A 26,017-nucleotide genomic window follows, 5' to 3' on the forward strand; every position below is an offset into this window, starting at 1 on the left:
CCGGGAGCACAACAGCCCTCATTCGGCGGATGCACTCAAACCACGCGCCGGTGTATGTCGGCGCGAAGTCGCCCCAAGTATGATCTTCCGGACCTGCCGCATGGAGGCAGGGGCCCTGGTGCGATGATGGGGCCGCCATGTCTGCCCCCACGCTCGGACCCCAGCTGCTGCGGGCCGCGGTGTTCGCCGCGGTCTGTGTCGTGCTGTCCGGCCTGGGCCACGCCCTCGCCGCCTGCGCGGGTATCGCCCTGTGGAGCGTGCTCGCCGGGTTCCTGGGGGTGTTCGCGAGCATTCTGCTCTTCGCGGGGCGGGAACGCTCGCTGCCGTTCATCGTCGGCGCGCTGACCGTCGGACAGCTCGGGCTGCACACCCTGTTCGGGCTCGGGCAGCGACCTCTCGCGCCCGGGGCGGGCGCCTCGCCCGGCCGCGGCCTCGGCCTCGGCCCGGAGGCGAACGACGCGCTCATCCGCATGGCCGCCAAGCTGGTCTGCGGCGCGGGTGCCGCCTCCCTCAGCCCGGCCGACGCGAGCCGGATCATCACCGACGCGGGCCTCGACCCGGCCGCCGCGGGCGGGCACCTCCACCCCGCCGGCCACTTGGCCGCCGGCGCTCCGCAGAGCGCCGAGCTGCTGCCGAACCCGCCCATGGTGATCGGTCACCTCCTGGCCGCGCTCGCCACCGGCTGGCTGCTGCGCCGAGGCGACCTCGCCCTGCGCCGGCTCGTGCTGCTCTCCGCGCAGGGCGCGACCGGGCTCGCCGAGGCCGCCCTCGTCCAGTCGCTGCGCGCCGCGCTCGCTCTCGTACGGGCGATGCTCGCCGGCCTTCCCGGGGTCCCGGCGGGCGTGCCGCGCCGCCCCGTCCGTACCGCGGCCGACGACCCGCCGCCGGTGGCGGAGGCACTCCAGCACACGGTGATCCGGCGCGGCCCGCCGGCCGCCGCCTGCGTCCTCGCAGCCTGACGCGGACCGCTCGAAGGGAGCGGGTCCGCGGTCGCCCACGCACGCACGACCGGTCGAGGCCGTCGGCGCGCCGGGCGGCGCTCACCTTCTCCTCAGAGCTGGAGTGTCCTCCCATGAACGTTTCCCGTCTCGCCGTCGCCGGCGGCATCGCCCTCTCCTCCGTCGCCCTGCTCTCCGGCACCGCCTTCGCGCACGTCAGCGTGCAGCCCCAGGGCGAGGCCGCGAAGGGCGGCTACGCGACCGTCAACGTCAAGGTCCCCAACGAGCGCGACAACGCCTCCACCGTCAAGGTCGAGATCAACTTCCCGACCGACCACCCCCTCGCCTCCGTCATGCCGCAGCCGGTGCCGGGCTGGAAGGCCGAGGTCACCAAGGCCAAGCTCGCCAAGCCGCTGGAGCTGCACGGCAAGAAGATCAACGAGGCCGTCTCGAAGGTCACCTGGACCGCCGACGGCTCGAAGATCGGGCCCGGCCAGTTCCAGCAGTTCCCGCTCTCCCTCGGACAGCTGCCGGAGACCACCGACCGGCTCGTCCTCAAGGCCATCCAGACCTACGACAACAACGAGGTCGTCCGCTGGATCGAGGAGCCCAAGGAGGGCGCGGCCGAACCGCAGAACCCGGCCCCCGTACTGAAGCTCTCCGCCGCGTCGGACGACCACCACGGCGGCGCGGCCACCGGCGACAAGGCCGAGGAGCAGACCGGCGAGAAGGCCGGTGACGAGGCCGAGGGCGGCTCGGCCGGTCACGGCGACAAGGCCGGCGCCACCGGCCACACCGAGACCGCCTCCGCCGGTTCCAGCGACAACGTCGCGCGGGTCCTCGGCGTCGTCGGCATCCTCATCGGCATCGCGGGAGTGGCCTTCGGCGTGCTCGCCGGACGCCGCCGCTCGGCCTGACGACCCGGCCCGAGCCCTTCCCGAGAGAGAACTCCATGTCTGTCCAGAAGAACGACGAACAAGCCCGGCCCAGCCGACGCGCCCCCCTGATCGTCGCCGTGGCCGCCGCCGTCGCGGCCCTCGGCGTGACGGCCGTCGTCAGCCTGTCCGGTGACAACACCACGAGCACCGGCGTCGGCCCCGTCGCCGACGTCTCCAGCGACACCGACACCACCAAGGCGGCCACCGTCCTCGACCGCCCGTTCGCCAAGCCCGACCTCGTCCTCACCGACACCCAGGGCAAGAAGTACGACCTGCGCGAGCGGACCAAGGGCAAGCCGACCCTGATCTACTTCGGCTACACCCACTGCCCCGACGTCTGTCCGCTGACGATGAGCAACATCGCCATCGCCAAGAAGCAGCTCCCCAAGGCCGACCAGGAGAAACTCCAGGTCGTCTTCGTCACCACCGACCCCGAGCGGGACACCGCGGCCGAGCTCGCCAAGTGGCTGCCGGCCGCCGGCGACCCCTCCTTCACCGGCCTCACCGGTGACTTCTCCACCATCCAGGCGGGCGCCCGCCAGATCGGCATCGGCATCGACCCGCCGAAGAAGGAGAAGGACGGCTCGGTCGTCTCCATGCACGGAGCCCAGGTGATCGCGTTCTCGCCCACGACCGACCAGGGCTACGTCCTGTACGGCGAGGACACCACCGTCGACGAATACGCCAAGGACCTGCCGAAGCTCATCAAGGGGGAGAACCCGTGAACCGCCGCACCACCCGCACTACCGGCACCACCCGCACCACCCGCACCACCGTCCTTCTCGCCGCCATAGCGCTCGCCTCCGGGGCGGCGCTGACCGGGTGTTCGTCCGACGGCTCCGCCGACGAGCCCCGGCTGAAGGTCAGCGGCGCCTTCATGCCCCAGCCCGTGATGGACATGGCCGGCGGCTTCCTGACCATCGAGAACGACAGCGACACCGCGGACAAGCTCACCTCCGTCACCAGCCCCCTCTCGGACGACGTCGAGATCCACGAGACGAAGGACCAGAAGATGCGGGAGGTGAAGTCCTTCGACATCCCCGCCAAGGGAGAGCTGAAGCTCGTACGCGGCGGCAACCACATCATGTTCATGAACATCAAGCAGAAGCCGAAGCAGGGCGAGAAGGTCAGCATCGAGCTGCACTTCGAGAAGTCGGGCCCCATCAAGGTCGACCTCCCCGTCGAGGCCGCCACCCACAACCCGAAGCAGCACTGAGCCAGTCGAGGGACTGACACACATGCCAGCCACCGCCCCGCGCCTCGGAACCGCCCTGACCCGGCTGCTGCTCGTCGTGGCCGCACTTCTGGGTGCCCTGCTCGCCGGTGCCGCCCCCGCGTCCGCGCACGCCGCGCTCACGGGCAGCGACCCGAGGGACGGGGCGGTGGTCGCCACCGCCCCCAAGGACGTCAACCTCACCTTCTCCGAACAGGTCGCCATGAGCGCCGACTCGATCCGGGTCCTCGACCCGTCGGGAAAGCGCGTCGACACCGGCGAGATCCGCGACCTGTGCAGCGGATCGATCGTCCGGTACGGCGTGGGGCTCCGCTCCGGCCTGCCCGAAGGCACCTACACCGTGGCCTGGCAGACCGTCTCCGCCGACAGCCACCCCATCGCCGGCGCCTTCACCTTCTCCATCGGCGCCCCGTCGCAGACCTCCGTCGCCCTCCCCGACCGGGAGGCCGGTGGCGGACTCGTCGGCGCGCTGTACGGCATCGCGCGCTACCTCGCGTACGCCGGTTTCACCGTCCTCGTCGGCGGCGGCGCCTTCGTCCTCGCCTGCTGGCCGCGCGGCGCGAGCGCCCGGCCGGTCCAACGGCTCGTGGTCCGGGGCTGGCTGACCCTCACCGCGGCCACCCTCGCCATGCTGCTGCTCCGCAACCCGTACACCGGATCGGGAGAGCTCGCCGACGCCTTCGACCTCGGCGGCCTCAAGGCGGTCCTGGAGACAAAGACGGGCGCGGCGCTGATCTCCCGGCTGATGCTCCTCGGCGCGGCGGCGCTCTTCGTGGCCGTGCTGTTCGGGGCGTACACGAAGCGGACCGACGAGAAGGAGAAGAAGGACCTCACCTTCGGACTCGCGATCGGCGGCACGGTGGTGGCGGCCGGCATCGCCGGTACGTGGGCACTCGCCGAACACGCCTCCACCGGTCTCCAGCCGGGTGTCGCCATGCCCGTCGACATCCTGCACCTGCTCGCGGTGGCGGCCTGGCTCGGCGGCCTCGTGACCCTGCTCGTCGCGCTGTACCGGGCCCCCGGGATCGAACGGGCCGCCGTGGAGCGCTTCTCCGCCATCGCCTTCGGCGCGGTGCTCGTCCTGGCGGCGACCGGGCTGTACCAGTCCTGGCGGCAGGTCGGCTCCTGGTCCGCGCTGACCGGCACCTCGTACGGAAAGCTCCTGCTGGTCAAGATCGGACTCGTCGCCGTGCTCGTCGGCATCGCCTGGGTCTCGCGCCGCTGGACCCGGCGACTCGGCGCACCGGCAGGGACCGAGGCGGTCACGGAGGGTGCGGAGGCTGAAGAAGCCGAGAAGGCCGAGGCGGTCGCGGAAGCCGAAGAAGCCGAGAAGGCCGTCGAGACCGAGGCGGTCGCGGAAGCCGAAGAAGCCGAGAAGGCCGTCGAGACCGAGGCGGTCGCGGAAGCCGAGGAAGCCGAGGAGACCGAGGCCGCCGGGGCTGCCGTGCGGGCGGAAGCCGTCGATCCCGAGCGCGCCGCGCAGCTCGCCCGGCAGCGAGCCGCCGTCGCCACCGCCCGCCGCAAGCGGGACCGGGACGCCGACCCCGAGCGCGCCGGACTCCGGCGCTCCGTACTGACCGAGGCCGCCGTCGCCGTGGTGCTTCTCGCCGTGACGACCGTACTGACCTCGACCGAGCCCGCACGTACGGAGGAAGAGGCCGGCCGGTCCTCCGCCACCGGCTCGACCGCCGTACCCGACCGGCCCGTCGACATCCGTCTCCCGTTCGACACCGGGGGCGTGGACGGCAAGGGCACCGTACGGCTGAGCCTCGACCCGGGCCGCACCGGAGCCAACGCCCTGCACATCTATGTGGACCGGCCCAACGGGCGCCCTCTCGACGTCCCCGAGATCAAGGTCGCCTTCACCCTCAAGGAGAAGGACGTCGGCCCGCTCCCCGTCGCACCGGACCGGATCCAGACCGGGCACTGGAGCGCCAGCGGCGTACAGATCCCGATGCCCGGCGAATGGCAGATCCAGGTGACCGTCCGCACCTCCGACATCGACCAGACCACCATCGACAAGAACGTGAAGATCGGCTGACCTCGTGAGCGACGACAACCTTGAGATCTCCCGGCGGCGGATGCTCGGCACGGTCGGTGCGGCGGGCGCGGCCGGTCTCGCGCTCGGTGCCGCCGGCGGCGCCGGGATGTACGCGGCCGTATCGGGCGGCGGCCCGGGCTCCGGGTCCGACGCCTCCCCCGCCCTGACCACGGTCGGATCGACGGAGGTGATGTTTCACGGGAAACATCAGGCGGGGATCACCACTCCGCTTCAGTCCCGGGGTCACCTCATCGCCTTCGACCTCGCCCCCGGCGCGGGCCGCAAGGAAGCCGCCGCCCTGCTGCGCCGCTGGTCGGCGACGGCGAAGGCGCTCATGGAGGGCAAGCCCTCGACCGACGACACGGGCATCGCGCTCGACGCCGGTCCCTCCTCCCTGACGGTCACCTTCGGCTTCGGCCACTCCTTCTTCGGCCGTACCGGGCTCACCGCGCGCCGACCGACGCAGCTCGACCCGCTGCCCGCCTTCTCCGCCGACGCCCTCGACCCGAAGCGGTCGGAGGGCGACCTGTGGGTGCAGATCGGTGCCGACGACGCGCTGGTCGCCTTCCACGCCCTGCGCGCGCTGCAGAAGGACGCGGGCGACGCGGCCAGGGTCCGCTGGCAGATGAACGGCTTCAACCGCTCGGCCGGCGCCACACCCCGCCCGATGACGGCCCGGAACCTCATGGGCCAGATCGACGGCACCGGCAACCCGAAGCCCACCGACCCCGACTTCGACCGCCGGATCTTCGTCGCGCAGGGGGCGGCCGGAACGCAGGCATGGATGGCCGGAGGTTCGTACGCCGTCGTCCGCCGGATCCGGATGCTGCTCGACGACTGGGAGAAGCTGTCCCAGGACAAGCAGGAGAAGGTCATCGGACGGCGCAAGTCGGACGGCGCCCCGCTCACCGGCGGCACCGAGACGACCGAGCCGGACCTGGAGAAGCTAGGCCCGGACGGGAAACCGGTCATCCCGGACAACGCCCATGCCCGTATCTCCGCCCCCGAACAGAACGGCGGAGCGGCCATGCTGCGCCGGCCCTTCTCCTTCCACGACGGGATCGGCCCGGACGGGACGCCCGACGCCGGTCTCCTCTTCATCTGCTGGCAGGCCGATCCGCTGCGCGGCTTCGTACCGGTCCAGCGCAAGCTCGACCGGGGCGACGCCCTCTCCCCCTTCGTCCGGCACGAGTCGAGCGGCCTCTTCGCCGTACCGGGCGGGCCCGCCGAAGGCGAGTACGTCGGCCAGCGGCTTCTGGAGTCATAACGCCTGGGAGTCCTGACCCCGCTCGGGCGAGGCGGACGCCGTCGGCGCCTATTAGGGTGACCGTATGTCAGCCACCCGGTATACGTATCTCGGCCCCGAAGGCACGTTCACGGAGGCCGCGCTGCGTACGCTGCCCGAGGCGGCGACCCGGGAACTCGTCCCGATGGTCTCCGTCCCGGCCGCGCTGGACGCCGTACGCAACGGAGAGGCCGCCGCCGCTCTCGTACCGATCGAGAACTCGGTGGAGGGCGGGGTCACCGCCACCCTGGACGAGCTGGCCTCCGGCGAACCGCTGATGATCTACCGCGAGGTCGTCCTCCCCATCGCCTTCGCCCTGCTCGTACGGCCGGGGACGAAAATCTCCGAGATCAAGACCGTCACCGGCCATCCGGTCGCCCAGCCGCAGGTACGGAACTGGCTGCGCGCCCATCTGCCCGACGCCCTGTGGGAGTCGGCCGCGTCCAACGCGGACGGTGCCCGGCTGGTGCAGGAGGGCCGTTTCGACGCGGCCTTCGCCGGTGAGTTCGCGGCCGCGACCTACGGTCTGGAGCCGCTGGTCACCGAGATCCACGACGCGGAGAACGCCGAGACCCGCTTCGTCCTCGTCGGCCGCCCGGCCCGGCCGGCGGCGCCCACCGGCGCGGACAAGACCTCCGTCGTGCTGTGGCTGCGCGAGGACCACCCCGGTGCCCTCCTCGAACTGCTCCAGGAGTTCGCGGTGCGCGGGGTCAACCTGATGCTGATCCAGTCCCGCCCCACCGGCGCCGGCATCGGCAACTACTGCTTCGCCGTGGACGCCGAGGGCCATATCTCGGACCGGCGCGTGGGCGAGGCGCTCATGGGGCTGAAGCGGATCTGCCCCCAGGTGCGGTTCCTCGGGTCGTACCCGCGAGCGGGCGTCGCGAAGAAGGACGTACGGGCGCTCCGGCTGGGGACGTCGGACGCGGAGTTCATGGCGGCCTCCGATTGGCTGGCGAGGGCCCAGGACGGCCGGGCCTGAGGAGATAGTCCCCGACCGCTCCCTTTCCCGGGAGCGGTCGTCCACAGGTTTGGACCATTAGTCCTACCTGCATACTTTTCACTTGCCCACAGAAGTTATCCACAGGCTCTCTCTCGACCTGGGGACAAGTCGATAATGCATGCAGACATGATCGACAAATCGCCCTAGCCACTCACATGCGTCCACAGCGCCGCACCTCTGCCCGTGTCAGCTCAATTCCCTTGATCAACTCTTTAGGGCGAGGAATTCCCACCGAATGAGTGGGCGAGGGCGGTTTGGGCGGAGAATTCTCAAGCCCCGGTGTCCGATTCGGAATGATCCCCTCCGTGATCCACAGAACTCCCGCACAGGCTGTGGATAACCTGCCGGATCCCCGCGCTCCTGTGGAGAAGTCACGTGATCGACTCGGCGGTTCGGTCAAGCCGCCCCAGGCGCTCCGCCCCTTTTCGGCAACTCACCGACTGTTTATTGACGAATGGGCAGAGCATTTCCCAATTGCGGCAATTAGGGCAAAGCGACACGCTCGGCTATATCGGGTGGGGGGCCGGGAGGCCGCACCGGTAGCCTGGTGGGGTGATTGACCTTCGCCTGCTCCGTGAGGACCCCGACCGTGTTCGCGCCTCCCAGCGCGCCCGTGGAGAGGACGTCGAGCTCGTCGACGCCCTGCTCTCCGCCGATGAGCGGCGCAGGTCGTCCGGCGTCCGCTTCGACGAGCTCCGTTCCGAGCAGAAGGCGCTCGGCAAGCTGATCCCCAAGGCCACCCCGGAGGAGCGCGCCGAGCTCCTGCGGAAGGCCGAGCAGCTGAAGGCCGACGTCAAGGCCGCCGAGGCCGAGCAGAACGAGGCCGACGAGACGGCGCGCGCCCTCCTCCTCCAGCTCGGCAACATCGTCCACGCGGACGTGCCGGTCGGCGGCGAGGAGGACTTCGTCGTCCTGGAGACGCACGGCACCATCCGCGACTTCGCGGCCGAGGGCTTCGAGCCCAAGGACCACCTGGAGCTGGGCGAGGCGCTGGGCGCCATCGACGTCGAGCGGGGCGCCAAGGTCTCCGGCTCGCGCTTCTACTACCTCACGGGCGTCGGCGCGCTGCTCGAACTCGCGCTCGTCAACGCGGCGATCGCGCAGGCCACGGAGGCCGGGTTCATCCCGATGCTGACGCCGGCGCTGGTCCGTCCGCGCGCCATGGAGGGCACGGGCTTCCTCGGCCAGGCCGCCGAGAACGTGTACCACCTGGAGAAGGACGACTACTACCTCGTCGGTACGTCCGAGGTGCCGCTCGCCGCGTACCACATGGACGAGATCATCGACGCCGACAAGCTGCCGCTGCGCTACGCCGGATTCTCGCCGTGCTTCCGCCGCGAGGCCGGCACGTACGGCAAGGACACCCGGGGCATCTTCCGGGTCCACCAGTTCGACAAGGTCGAGATGTTCTCGTACGTCGCTCCGGAGGACGCCGAGAACGAGCACAAGCGTCTCCTGGAGTGGGAGAAGCAGTGGCTGACCAGCCTGGAGCTGCCGTTCCAGGTCATCGACGTGGCCACCGGCGACCTGGGCGCCTCCGCCTCGCGGAAGTTCGACTGCGAGGCGTGGATCCCGACGCAGGGGAAGTACCGCGAGCTGACCTCGGCGTCGAACTGCGACGGCTTCCAGGCGCGCCGGCTGTCCGTGCGGATGCGTGACGACCGCGACGGCAAGAAGGTCGTCCAGCCGCTGGCGACGCTGAACGGCACGCTGTGCGCCGTACCGCGCACGATCGTGGCGCTCCTGGAGAACCACCAGCTGGCCGACGGCTCGGTGCGGGTGCCCGAGGTCCTGCGTCCGTACCTCGGTGGCCGTGAGGTCCTGGAGCCGATCTCCACGTGAGCCCCTTCCCCTACCGGCTCGTCGCGACGGACCTGGACGGCACGCTGCTGCGTGACGACGAGTCCGTCTCGGAGCGCACGCGTGACGCTCTCGCCGCCGTGGTGGCGGCGGGGGCGGCGCACATCGTCGTCACCGGCCGGTCCGTGCCCTGGACCCGGCACATCCTCGACGACCTCGGTTACGACGGGCTCGCGGTGTGCGGTCAGGGTGCGCAGGTGTACCACGCGGGTGAGCACCGCCTGCTGACCTCGCTCACGCTGGACCGGCAGCTCGCCGGACTCGCCCTGTCGAAGGTCGAGGCGGAGGTGGGCCCGCTGGCGCTGGCCGCGAGCCGTGACGGCCTGGACGGCGAGGTCCTGGTCGGTCCGGGCTACCGCGTCCTCGGGGGCCGGCTGCCCTCGGTCCCGTACGAGGACCCCTCCGAGCTGTGGTCGGCCCCGCTGAACAAGGTCTACATCCAGCACCCGACGCTGTCGTCCGACGAGCTGGCCCGGGTCACCCGCGCGACGGTCGGCGGTCTGGTGGACGTCGTCATGGCGGGGGAGGACATCGTGGAGATCCTCCCGCTCGGCCTGAGCAAGGCGACGGGCCTGTCGCTGGCGGCGCGCCGGCTCGGTGTGAAGGCGGCGGAGACGATCGCGTTCGGTGACATGCCGAACGACATCCCGATGTTCGCGTGGGCGGCGCGGGGCGTGGCGATGGCGAACGCGCACGACGAGCTGAAGGCCGTGGCGGACGAGGTGACGTCGTCGAACGAGGACGACGGCATCGCGGTCGTCCTGGAGCGTCTGCTGGGGCGGTAAGCCCCGGAGCCGACGGGAGGGCGGTCCGCGCGGTGGAACCGCGCGCTCGAAGCGACCGCCCCGGCGGCGCTCAGAAGGCGCCGCGCTGCGAGGAACTCGACGGACTCGGACTCCGGCTCGAACTGGTGCCGGTCATCGTCGCGCTCCTCCCCGGTCTCCGGCGAGGAAGGCGCCCCCGCCGAACTAGTCTGCGGGAGGCGCTCCTTGGGCGGCCACCGGTTTTCCGCACGCCGGCGGCCGGCACGCCAGGCCGATCACCAGCGAGGGCGCGATCAGCGGCCAGAGACGCGAACCGGGTGACGAACGCACCCACGACCTGATCGGCCGGGACGGTTCGCCACCCGGGAGGGGTTCGCTCGGCACGTCTCCGTGGCTACCACGGTGACGTGGGAGAACCCCGAGAAACCTCAGAAATTGATCATGTGGCCGGCCAGGCCGTGGATCGCTTCCTTCACCGCTTCACCCAGGGTCGGGTGTGCGTGCACGTTGCGCGCCACCTCGTGGACGGTCAGATCCCACTGCTGGGCCAGGGTCAGCTCGGGCAGCAGTTCGGTGACGTCAGGGCCGATCAGGTGGGCGCCGATGATCTCGCCGTACTTCGCGTCGCTGATGATCTTCACGAAGCCGGTGTAGTCGCCCAGGCCGTGCGCCTTGCCGTTCGCGGTGAACGGGAACTTGGCGACCTTGACGTCGAAGCCCTTCTCCCGCGCCTGCGCCTCGGTCCAGCCGAAGCTGGCGATCTGCGGCTGGCAGTAGGTGGCGCGCGGGATCATCGGGTAGTCGAGCTCCATCGTCTCGGCGTCCGCGATGGTCTCGGAGGCGATGACACCCATGGCCTCGGCGGTGTGCGCGAGCATCAGCTTGGCGGTGACGTCGCCGATGGCGTAGATGTGCGGCACGCTGGTGCGGCAGCGGCCGTCGACGTCGATCGCGCCCCGCTCGGTGAGGGCGACGCCGGTGTTCTCCAGGCCGTAGCCGGTGACGTTGGGCGCGAAGCCGATGGCCTGGAGGACCTTGTCGGCCTCCAGGACCTTCTGGGCGCCGTCCTTGCCGGTGACGGTTACACGGACCTGCGGGCCCGACTCGTCGATCGTCTCGACGCGGGTGGAGGTCAGGACGTCGATGCCGAGCTTGCGGTACTGCTTGGCCAGCTCCTTGGAGACGTCCTCGTCCTCCAGCGGGGCGATCCGGTCGAGGAACTCGACGATGGTGACCTTCACGCCGTAGTTGTGCAGGACGTACGCGAACTCGATGCCGATGGCTCCCGCGCCGGCGATGACGACCGACTGCGGCACGTCCTCGGCGAGGATCTGCTCCTCGTAGGTCACCACGCGCTCGCTGCGGGCGGTGCCGGGCAGCAGGCGGGGCGTGGCACCGGTGGCGATGATGCAGTTGTCGAAGGCGATCGTCTGCGTCGAGCCGTCGGACGTGGCCACCTGGAGCGTGTTCGCGTCGAGGAAGGTGCCCCGGCCGTCGAACTCGGTGATGCCGTTCTTCTTCATCAGGTAGTGGACGCCCTTGACCCGGCCGTCCGCGACCGTGCGGCTGCGGCGGAACGCCTCGCCGTAGTCGAAGGAGACCGTGCCGTCGACCTTGATGCCGAACGTCTTGGCGTCGTGGTTGAAGATGTGGGCCAGCTCGGCGTTGCGCAGCAGTGCCTTGGTGGGGATGCAGCCGACGTTCAGGCAGACACCACCCCAGTACTTCTCTTCGACGACCGCGACCCGCTTGCCCAGCTGAGCGGCGCGAATGGCGGCGACGTAGCCGCCGGGGCCAGCTCCGAGTACGACGACGTCGAAGCGGTCTGACATGGCTGACTCCCGAAGGTGGTGAGGATGGTCGTGTCCGCGTACGAGCCCACAGTAATCCCGGGTGCCGGAGCGACCCACTTGTAGGATGACTGGGCAACCGGGCGAATAGGGAGTGGTGATGGCGCTGAAGGCGGCGGGTCGGACCTCGCTGGTGGACTCCGTGGTGGAGCAGCTGCGGGCCCAGCTCGCGGAGGGCGAGTGGGCGGTCGGCGACCGCATCCCCACCGAGCACGAGCTCGCCGAGCAGTTGGGCGTCGGGCGCAACACCGTCCGCGAAGCGGTACGCGTGCTGGTCCACGCGGGTCTGCTGGAGTCGCGCCAGGGCAACGGCACATTCGTCAGGTCGACGGCCGATCCGGCCGCCGTCCTGCGCGGAATGCGCCACGCCGGTGCGCGGGACGTCCTGGAGCTGCGGGTTGCCTTGGAGACGGAGGCCGCGCGGCTCGCTGCGGTACGGCGGGACACCCACGACCTGCTGCGGCTGCGGGCGGCCCTGGCCACCCTGCGCGAGGAGGGCGACCGCGACGCGGACGCGGACATGGCCTTCCACCTCGCCGTCGTCGAGGCCACGCACAACGCCGCCTTCGTCGAGGTGTACCGCTTCTTCTCCGCCCAGGTGCACGAGGTGCTGGTCGAGGCGCTGGGCGACCGGGAGATGCCCCCGGTCGACATCGACGCGCACGAGGCGCTGGTCGGGGCGATCGAGGCGGGGGACGCGGCGGGCGCGGAGGCGGGTGCCCGGGAGCTGCTGCGTGTCCCGATGGAGACGGTCGCCCTGCTCGCCGGCGCGCCGTGACCCCGCCACCCGCCCGCTGAACTCCCGTACGCGGAAGAAACCCGTACACAGAACGAACCCGTACGCAGAAGAAAAAGGAACGATCTCTTGTCCCGCCCCGAAACACCCCTGCTCGTCGACGCCGAGGCCGATGTCCGGATCTCGCCACAAGGGGGCGGCGGGCAGCGGGCGCTGCTCGCCCACCCCGCCCTGCTGATGGTCGGGATCGTGCTGGCCTCCCTCAACATGCGAGCCGCGCTGGCGAGCGTCTCACCGCTGGTGAGCGAGATCTCGACGGCTTTCGGGCTGTCGTCGACGGCGAGTTCGCTGGTGACGTCCGTGCCGGTGCTCTTCCTCGGAGTCGGCGCGCTGGTGGCTCCGTGGCTCGGGCGGCGTTTCGGCGCCGAACCGGTGCTCCTCGCCGCGCTGGTACTGCTGGGGTCGGGCATCCTGGTGCGTGTCCTGCCGTCCGTCTACGCGCTGTACGGCGGCGGGGTCCTGGTCGGTACGGCGATCGCGCTGCTCAATGTGCTGATGCCGGGCCTGATCAAGCGGGACTTCCCAGACCGGGCGGCGTCCATGACCTCCGTCTACACGGGCGCGATGATCGCGGGTGCGACGGTGGTCGCGGCGGCCTCCGTTCCGCTTGAGCGCGCCCTCGGCGGGCGTTGGGAGGCCTCGCTCGCCTTCTGGTCGCTGCTCGCGGCGCTCGCGGCGGTGGCGTGGCTGCCGCAGGTGCTGATCGCGCGGGGCCGTACGGGCCAGGCGGTGGGTGCGGGCGTAAGCGCAGGGGGCCGGGGCGGTCCGGCGGCGCCCGCCCGGAGCGTCTGGCGCTCGGCCCTCGCGTGGCAGGTGACCCTCTTCATGGGCCTGCAGTCGCTGTGGTCGTACGTCCTGATCGCCTGGATGCCGACGATCTTCACGGACCACGGGATGAGCCGGGGGACGGCGGGTGTGGTCTTCGCCTTCAACAACCTGATCCAGGTGGCGGGCGCCTTCGCCGTGCCGCTCCTCGCGGGGCGGATGCGGAGCCAGCGTCCACTGGTCGTGCTGGTCACGACGCTGGTCGCGGCGGGGTACACGGGGCTGATGGTCGCCCCGGTCCAGGGGGCGTGGGTGTGGGCCGCCGTCCTCGGGGTCGGGCAGGGCGGGGCGGTGGGCCTGGCCCTCACGCTGATCGTGCTGCGCTCGGGCGACGCGGTGACCGCCTCCCGGCTCTCCGGGATGGCCCAGACCGTCGGCTATCTGCTCGCCGCTGCGGGCCCGCTGGCCGCCGGGGCGGTGCACCAGACGACCGGCTCCTGGTCCGTGCCGATCGCCCTGGTGCTGTGCGTCTGCGCGGCGGCCCTGTGCGTGGGGCTGCTCGCGGCGAGGGACCGGAAGGTCTGAGACCACCGGTCCCCCGCGAGCCGCGGGCGCGGGGCGCCGGCCCCGGGGGGCACCGGGCGCGGCGCTCGGCCTGCTCCAGAGGCCCTACTCCTCGCCCGCCAGCTTCAGCGTCCGCAGCTTCTGGCCGGCGTACCAGGTCGCCAGGACCGTCACGCCGACCAGGAGTGCGACGGCGGCCGGAAGGCCCACGTCCGAGGTGACCAGGCCCTCGCCGCTGACCTTCTGGGCCACCGCCAGCGCCCACTGCTGGACGCTGAGGGTCTTCGCCCCGGAGATGAGGGAGCCGAACAGGGCCTCCCAGACCAGGGCGTAGACCAGTCCGATGACCACCGCGTGGCGGCTGACCGTGCCGAGCAGCAGGAAGAGGGCGCTGTACGCGATGGAGGCGACCAGTGCGGCGACGGTGTAGGCCACCGCGACCTGCTGCCCGTTTCCGTTGAGGATCATCCCCGCGACGAAGGTGGGGACGGCCGAGAAGACCATCGTCACGGCGATCGCCACGATGAGCTTGGTGAAGATGATCGTGGGCCGCTTCACCGGCTTGGAGAGCAGGTAGACGATCGAACCGTCGTCGATCTCGGGCCCGATCGCGCCCGTTCCGGCGATGACGCCGATCAGCGGGACCATGGTGGCGAGGGCGAAGCCGCCCAGGACGTCGGCGGCGATCTGGTCGTCGGCGCCGTTGAAAACGCGTACCGCCGTGGCGATCAGGATCAGGAGCGCGGGCAGCGCGAAGAGGATCAGCGCCCGTCGGCGGCCGAGCAGGGCCCGGTAGGTGAGCCGGGCGACTGTGGGGTTGTACATCGGTCAGGCTCCTTTCAGGCCGCTACGAGGTACGAGAAGACCGATTCGAGGGACTCGTCCGACGGCGACACCGTCAGCAGCCGGATCCCCTTGCTCCGGGCGACGCGGGGCAGCAGCTCCGTGAAGCGGCCGAAGTCCACCGCCTGGACGCGCAGGGCGCCCTCCGCCAGGTCGACCTCGATACCGGCCGTGGACGGGTCGGCGATGAGCGCGGCGGCGAGCGCCCGGTCGTCGCTGGACCGTACGAGATAGCGGTGCGGCCGGTCGGTCATGAGCCGGCGGATCTTGCGGAAGTCGCCGGAGGCGGCGTGCCGTCCGGCCACGATCACCTCGATGTGCGAGGCGAGCTGTTCGACCTCCTCCAGGATGTGGGAGGAGAACAGCACCGTGCGGCCCTCGGCACCCATGCGCCGCAGCAGATCCATCAACTGCATGCGCTGGCGCGGGTCCATGCCGTTGAACGGCTCGTCGAGCAGGAGCACCGAGGGGTCGTGCACGAGGGCCGAGGCCATCTTCACGCGCTGCCGCATGCCCTTGCTGTACGTGGCGATCTTGCGGTCCTGCGCGTACTCCATCTCGACGGTGGCGAGCGCCCGTTGGGCTTCATCGGCGCCCAGGCCGTGCAACTCGGCGTTGGCGACGACGAATTCGCGGCCGGTGAGGAAGTCGTACATCGCCTCCCGCTCCGGCACGACGCCGATCTGCCGGTAGACGGACTCGTTGCGCCAGATCGGCTGCCCGTCGAGGGTGACGGTGCCGGTCGAGGGGGCGAGGAAGCCGCCCATCATGTTGATGAGGGTGGACTTCCCGGCGCCGTTGGGTCCGAGGAGACCGGTGACGCCCGGGCCGATCGTCATGGTGACGTCGTTGACGGCCACGACGTTGCCGAACCACCGCGAGGCGTGGTCGATGTTGATCGTGGTCACAGCCCGACCTTTCGGTAGCGGCGCATCAGGACGGCGTACGAGCCGGCGATCAGCGCGAGGACGACGAGCAGATAGACCGCGCCGGCTCCGGCGCCCGGTCCCGCTCCTTCCCCTCCGGGGAAGGAGGTGGTGGCACCGAGGAAGGCGGTCTGCACTCCGTCGATCAGGGTGATCGGGGAGAACAGGCCCATCCACTTGATGGCGTCGAGGTTGTCCGTGCCGTACGCGATGCCCTGCAGCGTGGAGACGGCGCCGTAGGAGATCACCAGGGTGGCGATGACGGCCGCCACTCCGAAGCCGCGGCGCGGCGTGAGCGCGGCCATGACCAGTCCGATGCCGCCGAACAGCAGCGACAGCAGCATCACGGACACCAGGCCCTGGCCGAATCCCTTGGTCTGCTCGGCGAAGTCCATCTTGGCGAGCAGCGAGCCGACGTAGAGGATCACCAGAGGGGAAGCGGTCAGGATGAAGAGCGCCGAGGCCATCGCGCCGTACTTGGCGAGGACGTAGTCGACGCGCTCGATGGGGCGCGAGAAGTACAGCGGAACGGTCCTGAACCGCAGGTCCCGGGAGACGGACTGGGGCGCCTGGGAGGCGAGGTACAGCCCGATGACGGCCTGGGTGAAGATCGCGTACCGCGTGTAGTCCAGCGGCAGGTCCTTCAGCTTGGTGGCGACGGCCACGGCCACGATGATCAGCGCGGGAACGCACATCACGGCGAAGAGGATCATCGGCAGCACCTTGGACTTGGCGCTGCGGCCGAGGCCGTACGCGCCGCGCAGCGACTGCGAGAACAGCGCCCGGCGCGCGTACGCGCGGCCGAGGCGCTCCCCGTCGTAGGTGCGGTAGCCGATGTTGTGGATCTGGGTGGTCTCGGGGGTCTGGGCCTGGGTGCTCATCGCGCCGGCACCTCCTGCTGCTGTTCCTGGGAGCGCTCGGGACGGAAGACCTCGGCGATGTGGTGCCGTCGCTGCTCCATGCGGACGAGACCGAGGCCGAGGTCGGCGACGGTGTCTCGGACCAGGTCGTACGTCTCCTCGCCCGCGGCCTCCACGAGGAGGATGTGGCCGGCGCCCGGCAGTCCGTCCTCCACCCCTTCGTGCAGGGTGACGCCCGCGCCGGCGAGCGCCGTGCGCAGGGCCGCCGTGCCGTCGGGGTGGGTGTCGGAGTCGGTGACCTCGACCGCGAGGGTCGTGGTGGTCTGGGTGAAGTCGCTGGTGGAGCTGGAACGCAGCAGCTGCCCGCCGTCGATGACGACGACGTGGTCGCAGGTGCGCTCCAGCTCTCCGAGGAGGTGGGAGGTGACGAGGACGGAGATGCCGAAGTCGGTCCAGACCCGTCGGATCAGGCCGAGCATCTCGTCGCGGCCGACGGGGTCGAGGCCGTTGGTCGGCTCGTCGAGGAGGACCAGCTGCGGGTCGTGGACCAGGGCCTGGGCCAGCTTCACCCGCTGCTTCATACCGGTCGAGTATCCGCCGATGGGGCGGTACCGCTCCTCGTACAGGCCGACGTGGCGCAGGGTGTCGGCCGTCCGCTCGCGGGCGGCCGTGGCGGGCAGGCCCGACATCCGCGCCATGTGGACGACGAACTCGGTGGCCGAGACGTCGGGGGGCAGGCAGTCGTGCTCCGGCATGTACCCCACACGCTCACGGATCTGGGCGCCGGAAGTGGCGACGTCCAGGCCGAGCACGGCGGCACGGCCCTCCGTGGCGGGGGACAGCCCGAGCAGAATTTTGATCATCGTGGACTTGCCGGCTCCGTTGGCACCCACCAGTCCGGTCACACCGGGCCCGATGTCCAGGGAGAGCCGGTCGAGAGCGGTCACCCGGGGGAACCGCTTGCTGAGGCTTTCGGTGGCGATCACAGTCACGCTTCGACGGTAGTGGCGCACACCACACCGGTCGTCAACCCAACGGCTCGATCTCTATCAGACTCCAGGTGTACGGACCCGTAGGGGAGTCGAGACCAAAGTCGTTCGCCGCGCTCTCACCCCGGAGTTTTCCACAGGCCGCGCGCAGGACCCTTGACGCAGCCGCCGGGCATTGTCACATTCATCAGTGTCAAGTTACGGCCGCGTAGCGCACGCATACGCTCACACGGGACGGGCGATCGGCATGAGCTCAGCAGTGACAGGTGAACCGGCCGCGGAACTGCGGGGGTTCAGGGAGGTGCAACGCCTCGCGTACGCATGCGCGGAGGCCGTCGCGGCGCAGCTCAAGCCGGGGGTGACCGAGCGCGAGGCCGCGAAGATGCAGCGGGACTGGCTGCACGAGCGGGGCGTGCGTGACTGGTTCCACCGGCCCTTCGCCTGGTTCGGCGACCGGACCGCCTTCGTCGACTTCAAGATCCCGCTCCAGTTCTTCCCCACCCACCGTCGCCTCGAAGCCGGCATGCCCTTCATCCTGGACATGGCTCCGGTGTACAAGGGCTACACCTCCGACATCGGCTATTCCGGCTGTCTGGGGCTCAACCCCGTGCACGACAAGCTGCTCGCCGATCTGCGGGCCCACCGCGAGCTGATCCTCACGGAGGTGCGCGAGCGGCGCTCGCTGCGGGAGATCTATGAGGACGTGGACCGGCTCATGGTCCGCCAGGGTTACGCCAACCGCCATCGCGCGTATCCGTTCGGCGTCATCGCCCACAAGATCGACCGGGTGAAGGAGCGCCGCTGGTCTCCCACGCTCTTCGGCTTCGGCACTCAGGCCCTCAAGGGCCTCGCGAGCGACGCGATCCACGGCCACCGGGACGGCTGGTCGCCGCTCTGGTCGCCCTACAGGTTCTCCGACCATCCGCCCCGTCCTGGGCTCTGGGCGGTCGAGCCGCACCTGGGGTTCCGGGGGACGGGCGCGAAGTTCGAGGAGATCCTCGTCGTCACCGACTCGAAGGATCCCGAGCAGAGCGCGTTCTGGCTGGACGACGACCTGCCGCATGTGCGGCGCTGGAACGAGAACGAGAACCAGAACGAGAGGGCGGCGGCGTGAACGTGGGTCTTGAGGGGGCGCGTGAGCGCTGGATCCGTACGGGCGGGATCGAGCTGTGTGTCGCCGAGCTGGGCGACGCGAGCCGGCCGACCGTCCTGCTGGTGCACGGCTACCCGGACTCCAAGGAGGTCTGGTCGGAGGTCGCGCACCGGCTCGCCGAGCGCTTCCACGTGGTGCTGTACGACGTCCGTGGACACGGCCGGTCCACGGCGCCGGCCCCGCTCCGCGGCGGGTTCACGCTGGAGAAGCTGACGGACGACTTCCTGGCCGTGGCCGACGCGGTCAGCCCGGACCGGCCCGTCCACCTGGTCGGGCACGACTGGGGGTCGGTGCAGTCCTGGGAGTTCGTGACCGTGGCGCGCACGGAGGGACGGATCGCCTCCTTCACGTCGATGTCGGGTCCGTCCCTGGACCACTTCGGGCACTGGATCAAGCAGCGGATCGCCCGGCCCACCCCACGCAGGGTCGGCCAGCTCCTCGGCCAGGGCGCCAAGTCCTGGTACGTGTACCTGCTGCACACGCCCGTGCTGCCGGAACTGGCCTGGCGGGGGCCGCTCGGCAAGCAGTGGCCCAAGATCCTCCAGCGGGTCGAGAAGGTACCGGCCGGGGACTATCCGACGTCCTCGCTGTCCAGCGACGCGGCGCACGGCGCCTGGCTCTACCGCGACAACGTCCGCGCACGGCTGCGCCGGCCGCGCGCCGACGCGTACGCCCACGCACCGGTGCAGCTGATCACGCCGACCGGTGACGCGTTCCTCTCGGAGCGCCTCTACGACGGACTGGGCTCCTGGGTGCCGGACCTCACCCGGCGCTCCCTGCCCGCCAAGCACTGGGTCCCCCGTACCCGGCCCGACCAGCTGGCCGCCTGGATCACCGAGTTCGTCGAGAGCAACGAGGACCCGGCCACCAAGGCGCCGAGGGCGGCGACGAGGAGCGCGGTGCGGCCGGAGTACGCCGAGCGGTTCGCCGGGCAACTGGTCCTGGTGACCGGAGCCGCCAGTGGTATCGGGCGGGCCACGGCCTTCGCGTTCGCCGAGGCCGGTGCCCGCGTCGTCGCCGTCGACCGGGACGGCGAGGGCGCGGCCCGGACGGCGGAGATGTCCCGGCTGATCGGCGCCCCGGAGGCATGGGGAGAGACCGTCGATGTGAGCGACGAGCAGGCCATGGAGAAACTGGCCGCGAAGGTGGCGAGCGACCACGGCGTCGTCGACGTCCTGGTCAACAACGCCGGCATAGGACTGACCGGTTCGTTCTTCGACACCACCAGCGAGGAGTGGAAGAAGGTCCTCGACGTCAACCTGTGGGGCGTCATTCACGGCTGCCGGATCTTCGGCGGACAGATGGCCGAGCGCGGCCAGGGCGGCCACATCGTCAACACCGCCTCCGCCGCCGCCTTCCAGCCGTCCCGGGCCCTGCCCGCGTACAGCACCTCCAAGGCGGCCGTGCTGATGCTGAGCCAGTGCCTGCGGGCCGAGCTGGCGGGGCAGGGCATCGGCGTCTCGGCGATATGCCCCGGCCTCGTGAACACCAACATCACCGCGACGGCCCGGTTCGCCGGCGCGGACGACGAGGAGCAGAAGCGCCGGCAGAAGCAGGTCTCCCGCCTGTACGGACTGCGCAACTATCCGCCGGAGAAGGTCGCGGACGCGATCCTGCGGGCGGTCCTGCGCAACGAGGCCGTCGTACCGGTCACCCCGGAGGCGCGCGGAGCCTATTTGATGTCCCGGTTCGCCCCCAGGGCCCTGCGGGCGATAGCCCGGGTGGAACCACCGGCATGAGCGTCCCGGGGTGGGGGGAGCGGCGCGCCGCTCCCCCCGGCGGTCGTACCATCCCTCGCAGAACGGGCAGGCGGAGCAAGCGGTGGGAGCGGGTGTGTCGGAGCAGTCAGCGCAGGCGGTCGGCGGCGGGCAGCCGTCCCCGTCCGAGTACCGGATCGAGGATCTGGCCCACCACAGCGGCGCCACGGTCCGGACGATACGCGCCTACCAGGACCGTGGTCTGCTGCCCCGTCCCGAGCGCCGGGGCCGGTCCAACGTGTACGGGAACACGCATCTGGCCCGGCTGCGGCAGATCGCGGACCTGCTGGAGCGGGGTTACACCCTGGCCTCCATCAAGGAGCTCCTGGAGGCCTGGGACGCGGGGCGGGGGCTCGGCGGGGTGCTGGGTCTCGTCGCGGAGGTCGACGGTCCCTGGACGGACGAGGAAGCCGACAGGATCTCCCGCGAGGAGCTGGACGCCACGTTCGGCGGTAAGCCCGACGAGGAGGCGATCCGCGAGGCGATCGAGCTCGGCGTCCTGGAGCGGATCCCGGACCGCGAGGACGAATTCCTCGTACCCAGCCCGCAAGAGCTGGCGGTGGCGGCCGAGTTGTACGCGGCGGGTGTTCCGCTCTCGGCAATCTCCGGCCACCTGAGGGAGCTTCGGGTCCAGGTCGAGCACATAGCGTCCCGTTTCCTGGAGTTCACGACCGAGCATGTCTTCGCACGCTATCTGGAGCACCGGCCGCCGACTGACGCGGACGCCGCCGAGGCGGCGGCGCTGGTGCGGAGGTTGCGGCCGCTCGCGCAGCAGACGGTGGATGCCGAACTCGCCCGGGCGATGCGGCTCTTCGCCACTCGCCACCTCCAGCATCACCTCTCGGCCAGCCCGGCTCCGCTGCGGGACGACGAGCCACGCCCGGTGGCGCTGCCCTCGGGGACGATCCGGGCCGTGCAGAGGCTTGTTGGGCCGGAGCATGTCGCCGCCTTCATCGCCGCGGCAGCGGAACGCGAGGTACAGACAAGGACATTGGATACCCTCGCCTCAAACCGCAAAGAAAACAGCTGAATCGCCCAATAAGCCTTAATCGCCCAAGCGTTGTCCACAGAACCGTCAATTCCCTTGTGGATAAGTCCTGTTGGTTGTGGACCAAACATCCGTGCCTCAGAAATCGAATGGTGGCCTGAAACGGTCTTCGGCATCCTGGCGCCATGGACAGTCCCATGGACGAGAGACGCACCGTGAAGGTGTCGAAGTACCTCAGCAAACACCTGCGTCACCAGCCGGAACGGATCGGACTGGTCCTCGACGCGAACGGCTGGACCGAGATCGACGCCCTGCTGCGGGCAGCCGCGGACCACGGCTTCCCGATCACACGTGCCGAACTGGACCACGTCGTCGCGAGCAACGACAAGAAACGCTTCGCGATCGAAGGAACGCGGATCCGCGCCAGCCAGGGCCACACGGTCGAGGTGGACCTCGACCTTCCGGCCGCCGAACCGCCCGCCTACCTCTACCACGGCACGGTCCCCGCCCGCCTGGACGCCATCCGGGCCGAGGGCCTGCGCCCCATGGACCGCCACCATGTCCATCTCTCCCCCGACCGGGAGACCGCGACCCGCGTCGGCGCCCGACGGGGCCGCCCCGTGGTGCTGAGCGTGGACGCCGGCGCGATGCACCGGGCCGGTCACGTCTTCCACGTCAGCGCCAACGGCGTCTGGCTCACCGACGCTGTCCCCCCGGAGTTCCTCCGCTTCCCGGGCGGAGGCCGCGACAGGTGAATCGCGGCGGTCGTAGGCTCGTGGGCATGACCTTGCGCCTGAGCACCGTGATCCTGCCCGTCCACCGCTGGCACGAGGGCGGCCGCGACCGCTGGCTGCGCGCCGAGGAGCTGGGCTTCCACGCCGCGTACACCTACGACCACCTGTCCTGGCGGACCTTCCGCGACGGCCCGTGGTTCGGCGCCCTGCCGACGCTGACAGCCGCCGCGACCGCCACGGAGCGCCTGCGCCTGGGGACGTTGGTCACGTCCCCGAACTTCCGTCATCCCGTGACGCTCGCCAAGGAGCTCATCTCCCTCGACGACATCTCGGGCAGCCGCTTCACCCTCGGCATCGGAGCCGGCGGCAACGGCTTCGACGCCACCGCCCTCGGCCAGGAGGCGTGGAGCCCGCGGGAGCGGGCGGATCGGTTCGGGGAGTTCCTGCCCCTCCTCGACCGACTGCTCACCGAGGACGCGGTCACCCAGCACGGCACCCACTACTCCGCCGTGGAGGCCCGCAACATCCCCGGCTGCCTCCAGCGCCCCCGGCTGCCCTTCGCGGTCGCCGCGACCGGGCCTCGCGGGCTGAAGCTCGCCGCGCGGTACGGGCAGGCGTGGGTGACGACCGGCGACCCCAAGCTCTTCGAGGACGGGACTCCGGAGCAGTCGGTGGACGCCCTGCGCGGCCAGATGGAGAAGCTCGGCAAGGCCTGCGCCGAGACCGGCCGGGACGTGGCCGAGCTCGACAAGATCATGCTCACCGGTTTCACTCCGGACCGCGGGCGCCCCCTGGAGTCGCTGGACGCCTTCGTGGACTTCGCCGGACGCCACCGGGAGCTGGGCTTCACCGAGCTGGTGATCCACTGGCCGATCCCGGACTCCGACTTCGCCGCCGACCAGGCCGTCTTCGAGCGGATCGCGACGGAGGCCGTGGCCCAGCTCGGCTGACCGCACGCACGGGAGGTCGCCGTTCCGTACTCAGATGTGCGCCCTCTCGCACGACCGTGCAGCTTGTACGGAAGAATGGATCGGTGACCTCACCTCACCCCGTGCGCCCCGCCGCCCCAGCCCCCCGGCTGATCGCCACCGACCTCGACGGCACCCTGCTGCGCGACGACAAATCCGTCTCGGAGCGTACGGTCGCGGCGCTCGCCGCCGCGGAGCGGGCAGGTGTCGAGGTCTTCTTCGTCACCGGCCGCCCGGCCCGCTGGATGGACGTGGTCAGCGACCACGTCCACGGTCACGGCCTGGCGATCTGCGCCAACGGCGCGGCCGTCGTCGATCTGCACGCCGGCGGCACGTTCCTCGAGGTGCGGCCGCTGGACCGGTCGGTCGCCCTGGAGGTGGTACGGACGCTGCGCGAGGCGGCCCCCGGCGCCTCCTTCGCGGTGGAGCTCACCACCGGCATCCACTACGAGCCGGAGTACCCGCCCTTCTTCCTCGACCCGGGCGCGACCGTGGCGACCGCGGAGAAGCTGCTGTTCGAGGAGGAGCCGGGCGCGGCCGCCCCCGTACTCAAGCTGCTCGCGCAGCACTCGGAGCTCGACCCGGACGGTTTCCTGACCGTGGCCCGCGCGGCCGCCGGCGACCTGGCCTCGTTCACCCGGTCCAGCCCGACCGCCCTGCTGGAGATCAGCGGGCTCGGCGTGTCCAAGGCCTCCACCCTCGCCCTGTGCTGCGCCGAGCGGGGCATCTCGGCGGACGAGGTCGTCGCCTTCGGTGACATGCCCAACGACATCGAGATGCTCAGCTGGGCCGGCCGCTCGTACGCGATGGGCAACGCCCACCCGGACGTGATCGCCGCCGCCTCCGGTCGTACCGTCGCCAACAACGACGACGGAGTGGCCGTGGTCATCGAACGCATCCTCGCGGGCACTCTCGACGACTGACCCGGTCCCGCCGGTCAGGGACGCCGTCAAGCGGGAGGCCCTCAGCCTCGGCCGCGGCCGAAACCGGGACCGGAGCGGGCCGGCGGAACCGAGGCGGCCGGCTACAACGGGGCCTCCCACACCACCGTCGTACCGCCGCCGTTCTCCCCGAGGCCCGGCCCGCACCAGCTCGATCCGCCCAGCGATTCGGCGCGCCGCGCCAGGTTGCGCAGACCGCTGCGCCGCCCGCCCTCGGGGATGCCGACGCCGTCGTCGGCGACCGAGAGCCGCACCCCGGCGCTGCCGTCGGGCAGCTCGGCGTCCGCGTCGACCACGACCTCGATGCGGGTGGCCTCCGCGTGCCGGAAGGCGTTGGAGAGTGCCTCGCGGAGAGCGGCGATGAGGTTCTTGCCGGTGAGATCGCCGACGGCGGAGTCGACCGGGCCGAGAAAGCAGTGCGCGGGCTTGAAGCCGAGCGGCACGGCGGCCATGTTGATCTCCCGCAGCACACGGGTCCGCAGACCCGAAGGAGCCTCGGCCGGGCCTTGCTGGAGCGCGAAGATGGCCGTACGGATCTCCTGGATCGTCACATCCAGTTCGTCCACGGCCTTGCCGACCCCCTCCCGCACGGCGGGCACGACCGACGTGCGCTGCGCGCTCTCCAGCATCATCCCGGTGGCGAACAGCCGCTGGATGACGAGGTCGTGCAGGTCACGGGCGATCCGGTCCCGGTCCTCGTAGACGGCGAGCCGCTCCCGGTCGCGCTGCGCGTCGGCCATCATCAGGGCAAGCGCCGCCTGGGAGGCGAACTGCGTGGCCAGCGTCCGCTCGGCCTCGGTGAAGGGCCGGGCGCCCCGCGCGCGGGGGATCGCGAGGGCGCCGAGCACCCTGCCTCCGCTGTGCAGCGGCAGCAGCATGCCGGGTCCGTACTCGGCCGACACCCGGCTGAGCATGCGCGGATCGGTCGAGACGTCGTCCACGAACACCGCCTCGCCGTCGAGAAGACGCTCCACCACCGCGCTCTCCCGCGGGATCACCACGCCCAGGGACTCGCTGGGCGTGGCGGAGGAGACGGCGACGATCTCCAGACCGCCCTCCTCGGCGGGCAGCAACACGATCCCGGCCGCCGCGTCGGCGAGCCGGCGGGCCTGTTCGGCCACGACCGTCAGGGCGTCGTCGGCGTCGCCGCCGGAGAGCAGGGCGGTGGTGACGGCCACCGAGCCGTCGATCCAGCGCTCCCGCTGCCGGGCGGCCTCGTACAGGCGGGCGTTGCCGATGGCGATCCCGGCCTCGGTCGCGAGGACCCGGACCATGTGGACGTCGTGGTCGTCGAACTCGCCCCCGCCGTTCTTCTCCGCGAGATAGAGGTTGCCGAAGGTCTCGCCCTGGACGCGCAGGGGAACGCCGAGGAAGCTCCTCATCGGTGGGTGGCCCGGTGGGAAGCCGGCCGAGCGGGCGTCGGAGGACAGATCGGTGAGCCGGATGGTCCCGGAGCTCCGGATCAGCGCGCCGAGGAGCCCGGTCCGGCCGTCGGGGAGCCGCCCGATCCGGCGGGCCACGTCCTCGCCGACGCCGTGGGTGACGAAGTCGGAGAGGCCCTCTCCCTCCTCGTCGACGACCCCGATGGCGGCGTAGCGGGCGTCGGCGAGTTCGGCGGCGGTCGCGCAGATGCGGTCGAGGGTCGAGTGCAGTTCGAGGCCCGTGCCGACCGAGCGCATGGCCTCCAAGAGCTGCGGCACCCGGGCGGTGAGTTCCGTGGACAAGCCCTCCAGGCCGCGGGTGGCCCGGGTCGCGGCTTCGAGGGGCCCGGGTTCCTTTGGCTCCGGTGCATCGGGCACGGCGGCGGTCATGACCTTGAG

At 71.0% G+C, this 26,017-nt stretch carries 23 protein-coding genes; 17 read left to right on the forward strand and 6 right to left on the reverse strand.

The annotated features are described in order from the left end of the window. Positions 1-137: 137 nt before the first annotated feature. The 9 genes from ACIRB4_RS19065 (at position 138) to ACIRB4_RS19105 (ending at position 10,084) form a co-directional block, all read left to right on the forward strand. Positions 138-959, forward strand: coding sequence for a hypothetical protein (locus ACIRB4_RS19065; protein ID WP_403292631.1), 822 nt, complete (start codon positions 138-140; stop codon positions 957-959). 113 nt (positions 960-1,072) lie between these two features. Continuing rightward, complete coding sequence (locus ACIRB4_RS19070) at positions 1,073-1,855, forward strand: YcnI family protein (RefSeq protein WP_403292632.1); 783 nt, start codon at positions 1,073-1,075, stop codon at positions 1,853-1,855. A gap of 35 nt (positions 1,856-1,890) precedes the next feature. Further along, positions 1,891-2,601 (forward strand): SCO family protein, encoded by a 711-nt coding sequence (locus tag ACIRB4_RS19075; RefSeq protein ID WP_403292634.1) that lies wholly within the window; start codon positions 1,891-1,893, stop codon positions 2,599-2,601. After that, entirely contained in the window at positions 2,598-3,092 is a 495-nt protein-coding gene (locus ACIRB4_RS19080) for a copper chaperone PCu(A)C (protein ID WP_403292636.1), read from the forward strand. The genes ACIRB4_RS19075 and ACIRB4_RS19080 overlap by 4 nt, the downstream gene beginning before the upstream one ends. A 22-nt stretch (positions 3,093-3,114) precedes the next feature. Next, positions 3,115-5,151, forward strand: a complete 2,037-nt coding sequence (locus ACIRB4_RS19085; RefSeq protein ID WP_403292637.1) for a copper resistance protein CopC — start codon at positions 3,115-3,117, stop codon at positions 5,149-5,151. 40 nt (positions 5,152-5,191) lie between these two features. After that, on the forward strand, positions 5,192-6,418 hold the full coding sequence (efeB, locus tag ACIRB4_RS19090; RefSeq protein ID WP_403292939.1) for an iron uptake transporter deferrochelatase/peroxidase subunit: 1,227 nt from the start codon (positions 5,192-5,194) through the stop codon (positions 6,416-6,418). A 64-nt stretch (positions 6,419-6,482) separates the two neighbouring features. Next, positions 6,483-7,418: a prephenate dehydratase gene (gene pheA, locus ACIRB4_RS19095; protein ID WP_403292638.1), complete on the forward strand. Its 936-nt coding sequence runs from the start codon at positions 6,483-6,485 to the stop codon at positions 7,416-7,418. 573 nt (positions 7,419-7,991) lie between these two features. Then, positions 7,992-9,281: a serine--tRNA ligase gene (gene serS, locus ACIRB4_RS19100; protein WP_403292639.1), complete on the forward strand. Its 1,290-nt coding sequence runs from the start codon at positions 7,992-7,994 to the stop codon at positions 9,279-9,281. Further along, positions 9,278-10,084 (forward strand): HAD family hydrolase, encoded by an 807-nt coding sequence (locus tag ACIRB4_RS19105; protein ID WP_403292641.1) that lies wholly within the window; start codon positions 9,278-9,280, stop codon positions 10,082-10,084. The genes serS and ACIRB4_RS19105 overlap by 4 nt, the downstream gene beginning before the upstream one ends. Positions 10,085-10,491: 407 nt before the next feature. Here the strand turns inward: ACIRB4_RS19105 and lpdA are convergent, their stop codons facing one another. Beyond that, positions 10,492-11,895 (reverse strand): dihydrolipoyl dehydrogenase, encoded by a 1,404-nt coding sequence (gene lpdA, locus ACIRB4_RS19110; protein ID WP_403292642.1) that lies wholly within the window; start codon positions 11,893-11,895, stop codon positions 10,492-10,494. 118 nt (positions 11,896-12,013) lie between these two features. Here lpdA and ACIRB4_RS19115 point away from each other — a divergent pair, with 118 nt between their 5' ends. Continuing rightward, positions 12,014-12,691: a FadR/GntR family transcriptional regulator gene (locus tag ACIRB4_RS19115; RefSeq protein ID WP_403292643.1), complete on the forward strand. Its 678-nt coding sequence runs from the start codon at positions 12,014-12,016 to the stop codon at positions 12,689-12,691. Between the two features lie 87 nt (positions 12,692-12,778). Beyond that, complete coding sequence (locus ACIRB4_RS19120) at positions 12,779-14,059, forward strand: CynX/NimT family MFS transporter (RefSeq protein WP_403292645.1); 1,281 nt, start codon at positions 12,779-12,781, stop codon at positions 14,057-14,059. Between the two features lie 84 nt (positions 14,060-14,143). Here the strand turns inward: ACIRB4_RS19120 and ACIRB4_RS19125 are convergent, their stop codons facing one another. From ACIRB4_RS19125 to ACIRB4_RS19140, 4 genes are read right to left on the reverse strand one after another with little or no spacing between them, the layout of a single operon-like run. After that, on the reverse strand, positions 14,144-14,863 hold the full coding sequence (locus ACIRB4_RS19125) for an ABC transporter permease (protein WP_403292647.1): 720 nt from the start codon (positions 14,861-14,863) through the stop codon (positions 14,144-14,146). 14 nt (positions 14,864-14,877) lie between these two features. Continuing rightward, entirely contained in the window at positions 14,878-15,789 is a 912-nt protein-coding gene (locus tag ACIRB4_RS19130) for an ABC transporter ATP-binding protein (protein ID WP_403292648.1), read from the reverse strand. Beyond that, the gene (locus tag ACIRB4_RS19135; protein ID WP_403292650.1) at positions 15,786-16,688 is read right to left on the reverse strand and encodes an ABC transporter permease; all 903 of its coding nucleotides are present in this window, start codon (positions 16,686-16,688) and stop codon (positions 15,786-15,788) included. Before ACIRB4_RS19135 ends, ACIRB4_RS19130 begins: the two co-directional genes overlap by 4 nt. Then, complete coding sequence (locus ACIRB4_RS19140) at positions 16,685-17,653, reverse strand: ABC transporter ATP-binding protein (RefSeq protein WP_403292941.1); 969 nt, start codon at positions 17,651-17,653, stop codon at positions 16,685-16,687. Before ACIRB4_RS19140 ends, ACIRB4_RS19135 begins: the two co-directional genes overlap by 4 nt. Before the next feature lie 250 nt (positions 17,654-17,903). On the opposite strand from ACIRB4_RS19140, the gene ACIRB4_RS19145 reads away from it, so the two are divergent. The 6 genes from ACIRB4_RS19145 to ACIRB4_RS19170 all read left to right on the forward strand — a co-directional run bounded on the left by ACIRB4_RS19145 (position 17,904) and on the right by ACIRB4_RS19170 (position 24,179). Continuing rightward, complete coding sequence (locus tag ACIRB4_RS19145; protein WP_403292653.1) at positions 17,904-18,770, forward strand: M24 family metallopeptidase; 867 nt, start codon at positions 17,904-17,906, stop codon at positions 18,768-18,770. 2 nt (positions 18,771-18,772) lie between these two features. After that, on the forward strand, positions 18,773-20,548 hold the full coding sequence (locus ACIRB4_RS19150) for an SDR family oxidoreductase (RefSeq protein WP_403292943.1): 1,776 nt from the start codon (positions 18,773-18,775) through the stop codon (positions 20,546-20,548). Positions 20,549-20,642: 94 nt separating this feature from the next. Beyond that, entirely contained in the window at positions 20,643-21,596 is a 954-nt protein-coding gene (locus ACIRB4_RS19155) for a MerR family transcriptional regulator (RefSeq protein ID WP_403292654.1), read from the forward strand. Positions 21,597-21,751: 155 nt separating this feature from the next. Then, positions 21,752-22,309 (forward strand): RNA 2'-phosphotransferase, encoded by a 558-nt coding sequence (locus ACIRB4_RS19160; protein ID WP_403292655.1) that lies wholly within the window; start codon positions 21,752-21,754, stop codon positions 22,307-22,309. 26 nt (positions 22,310-22,335) lie between these two features. Further along, positions 22,336-23,238, forward strand: coding sequence for an LLM class flavin-dependent oxidoreductase (locus tag ACIRB4_RS19165; protein ID WP_403292656.1), 903 nt, complete (start codon positions 22,336-22,338; stop codon positions 23,236-23,238). An 83-nt stretch (positions 23,239-23,321) separates the two neighbouring features. Further along, positions 23,322-24,179 carry a Cof-type HAD-IIB family hydrolase gene (locus tag ACIRB4_RS19170; RefSeq protein WP_403292658.1) on the forward strand — a complete coding sequence of 286 codons (858 nt, stop codon included), beginning with the start codon at positions 23,322-23,324 and terminating at the stop codon, positions 24,177-24,179. A gap of 101 nt (positions 24,180-24,280) precedes the next feature. Here ACIRB4_RS19170 and ACIRB4_RS19175 read toward each other — a convergent pair whose 3' ends face one another. Further along, on the reverse strand, positions 24,281-26,008 hold the full coding sequence (locus tag ACIRB4_RS19175) for a GAF domain-containing protein (protein ID WP_403292659.1): 1,728 nt from the start codon (positions 26,006-26,008) through the stop codon (positions 24,281-24,283). Positions 26,009-26,017: the final 9 nt, after the last annotated feature.

Origin of the sequence: Streptomyces sp. NPDC093600 (assembly GCF_044764755.1) — a bacterium.
Lineage (GTDB): Bacteria > Actinomycetota > Actinomycetes > Streptomycetales > Streptomycetaceae > Streptomyces.

Excerpts from the sequence above, each read along its gene's own strand:
- lpdA (WP_403292642.1), bottom strand. The coding sequence starts at position 11,895 with ATGTCAGACCGCTTCGACGTCGTCGTACTCGGAGCTGGCCCCGGCGGC.
- ACIRB4_RS19145 (WP_403292653.1), top strand. The coding sequence starts at position 17,904 with ATGAGCTCAGCAGTGACAGGTGAACCGGCCGCGGAACTGCGGGGGTTC.
- pheA (WP_403292638.1), top strand. The coding sequence starts at position 6,483 with ATGTCAGCCACCCGGTATACGTATCTCGGCCCCGAAGGCACGTTCACG.
- ACIRB4_RS19160 (WP_403292655.1), top strand. The coding sequence starts at position 21,752 with ATGGACGAGAGACGCACCGTGAAGGTGTCGAAGTACCTCAGCAAACAC.
- ACIRB4_RS19115 (WP_403292643.1), top strand. The coding sequence starts at position 12,014 with ATGGCGCTGAAGGCGGCGGGTCGGACCTCGCTGGTGGACTCCGTGGTG.
- ACIRB4_RS19165 (WP_403292656.1), top strand. The coding sequence starts at position 22,336 with ATGACCTTGCGCCTGAGCACCGTGATCCTGCCCGTCCACCGCTGGCAC.
- ACIRB4_RS19125 (WP_403292647.1), bottom strand. The coding sequence starts at position 14,863 with ATGTACAACCCCACAGTCGCCCGGCTCACCTACCGGGCCCTGCTCGGC.
- ACIRB4_RS19065 (WP_403292631.1), top strand. The coding sequence starts at position 138 with ATGTCTGCCCCCACGCTCGGACCCCAGCTGCTGCGGGCCGCGGTGTTC.
- ACIRB4_RS19175 (WP_403292659.1), bottom strand. The coding sequence starts at position 26,008 with ATGACCGCCGCCGTGCCCGATGCACCGGAGCCAAAGGAACCCGGGCCC.
- efeB (WP_403292939.1), top strand. The coding sequence starts at position 5,192 with ATGCTCGGCACGGTCGGTGCGGCGGGCGCGGCCGGTCTCGCGCTCGGT.
- ACIRB4_RS19085 (WP_403292637.1), top strand. The coding sequence starts at position 3,115 with ATGCCAGCCACCGCCCCGCGCCTCGGAACCGCCCTGACCCGGCTGCTG.
- ACIRB4_RS19070 (WP_403292632.1), top strand. The coding sequence starts at position 1,073 with ATGAACGTTTCCCGTCTCGCCGTCGCCGGCGGCATCGCCCTCTCCTCC.
- ACIRB4_RS19135 (WP_403292650.1), bottom strand. The coding sequence starts at position 16,688 with ATGAGCACCCAGGCCCAGACCCCCGAGACCACCCAGATCCACAACATC.
- ACIRB4_RS19075 (WP_403292634.1), top strand. The coding sequence starts at position 1,891 with ATGTCTGTCCAGAAGAACGACGAACAAGCCCGGCCCAGCCGACGCGCC.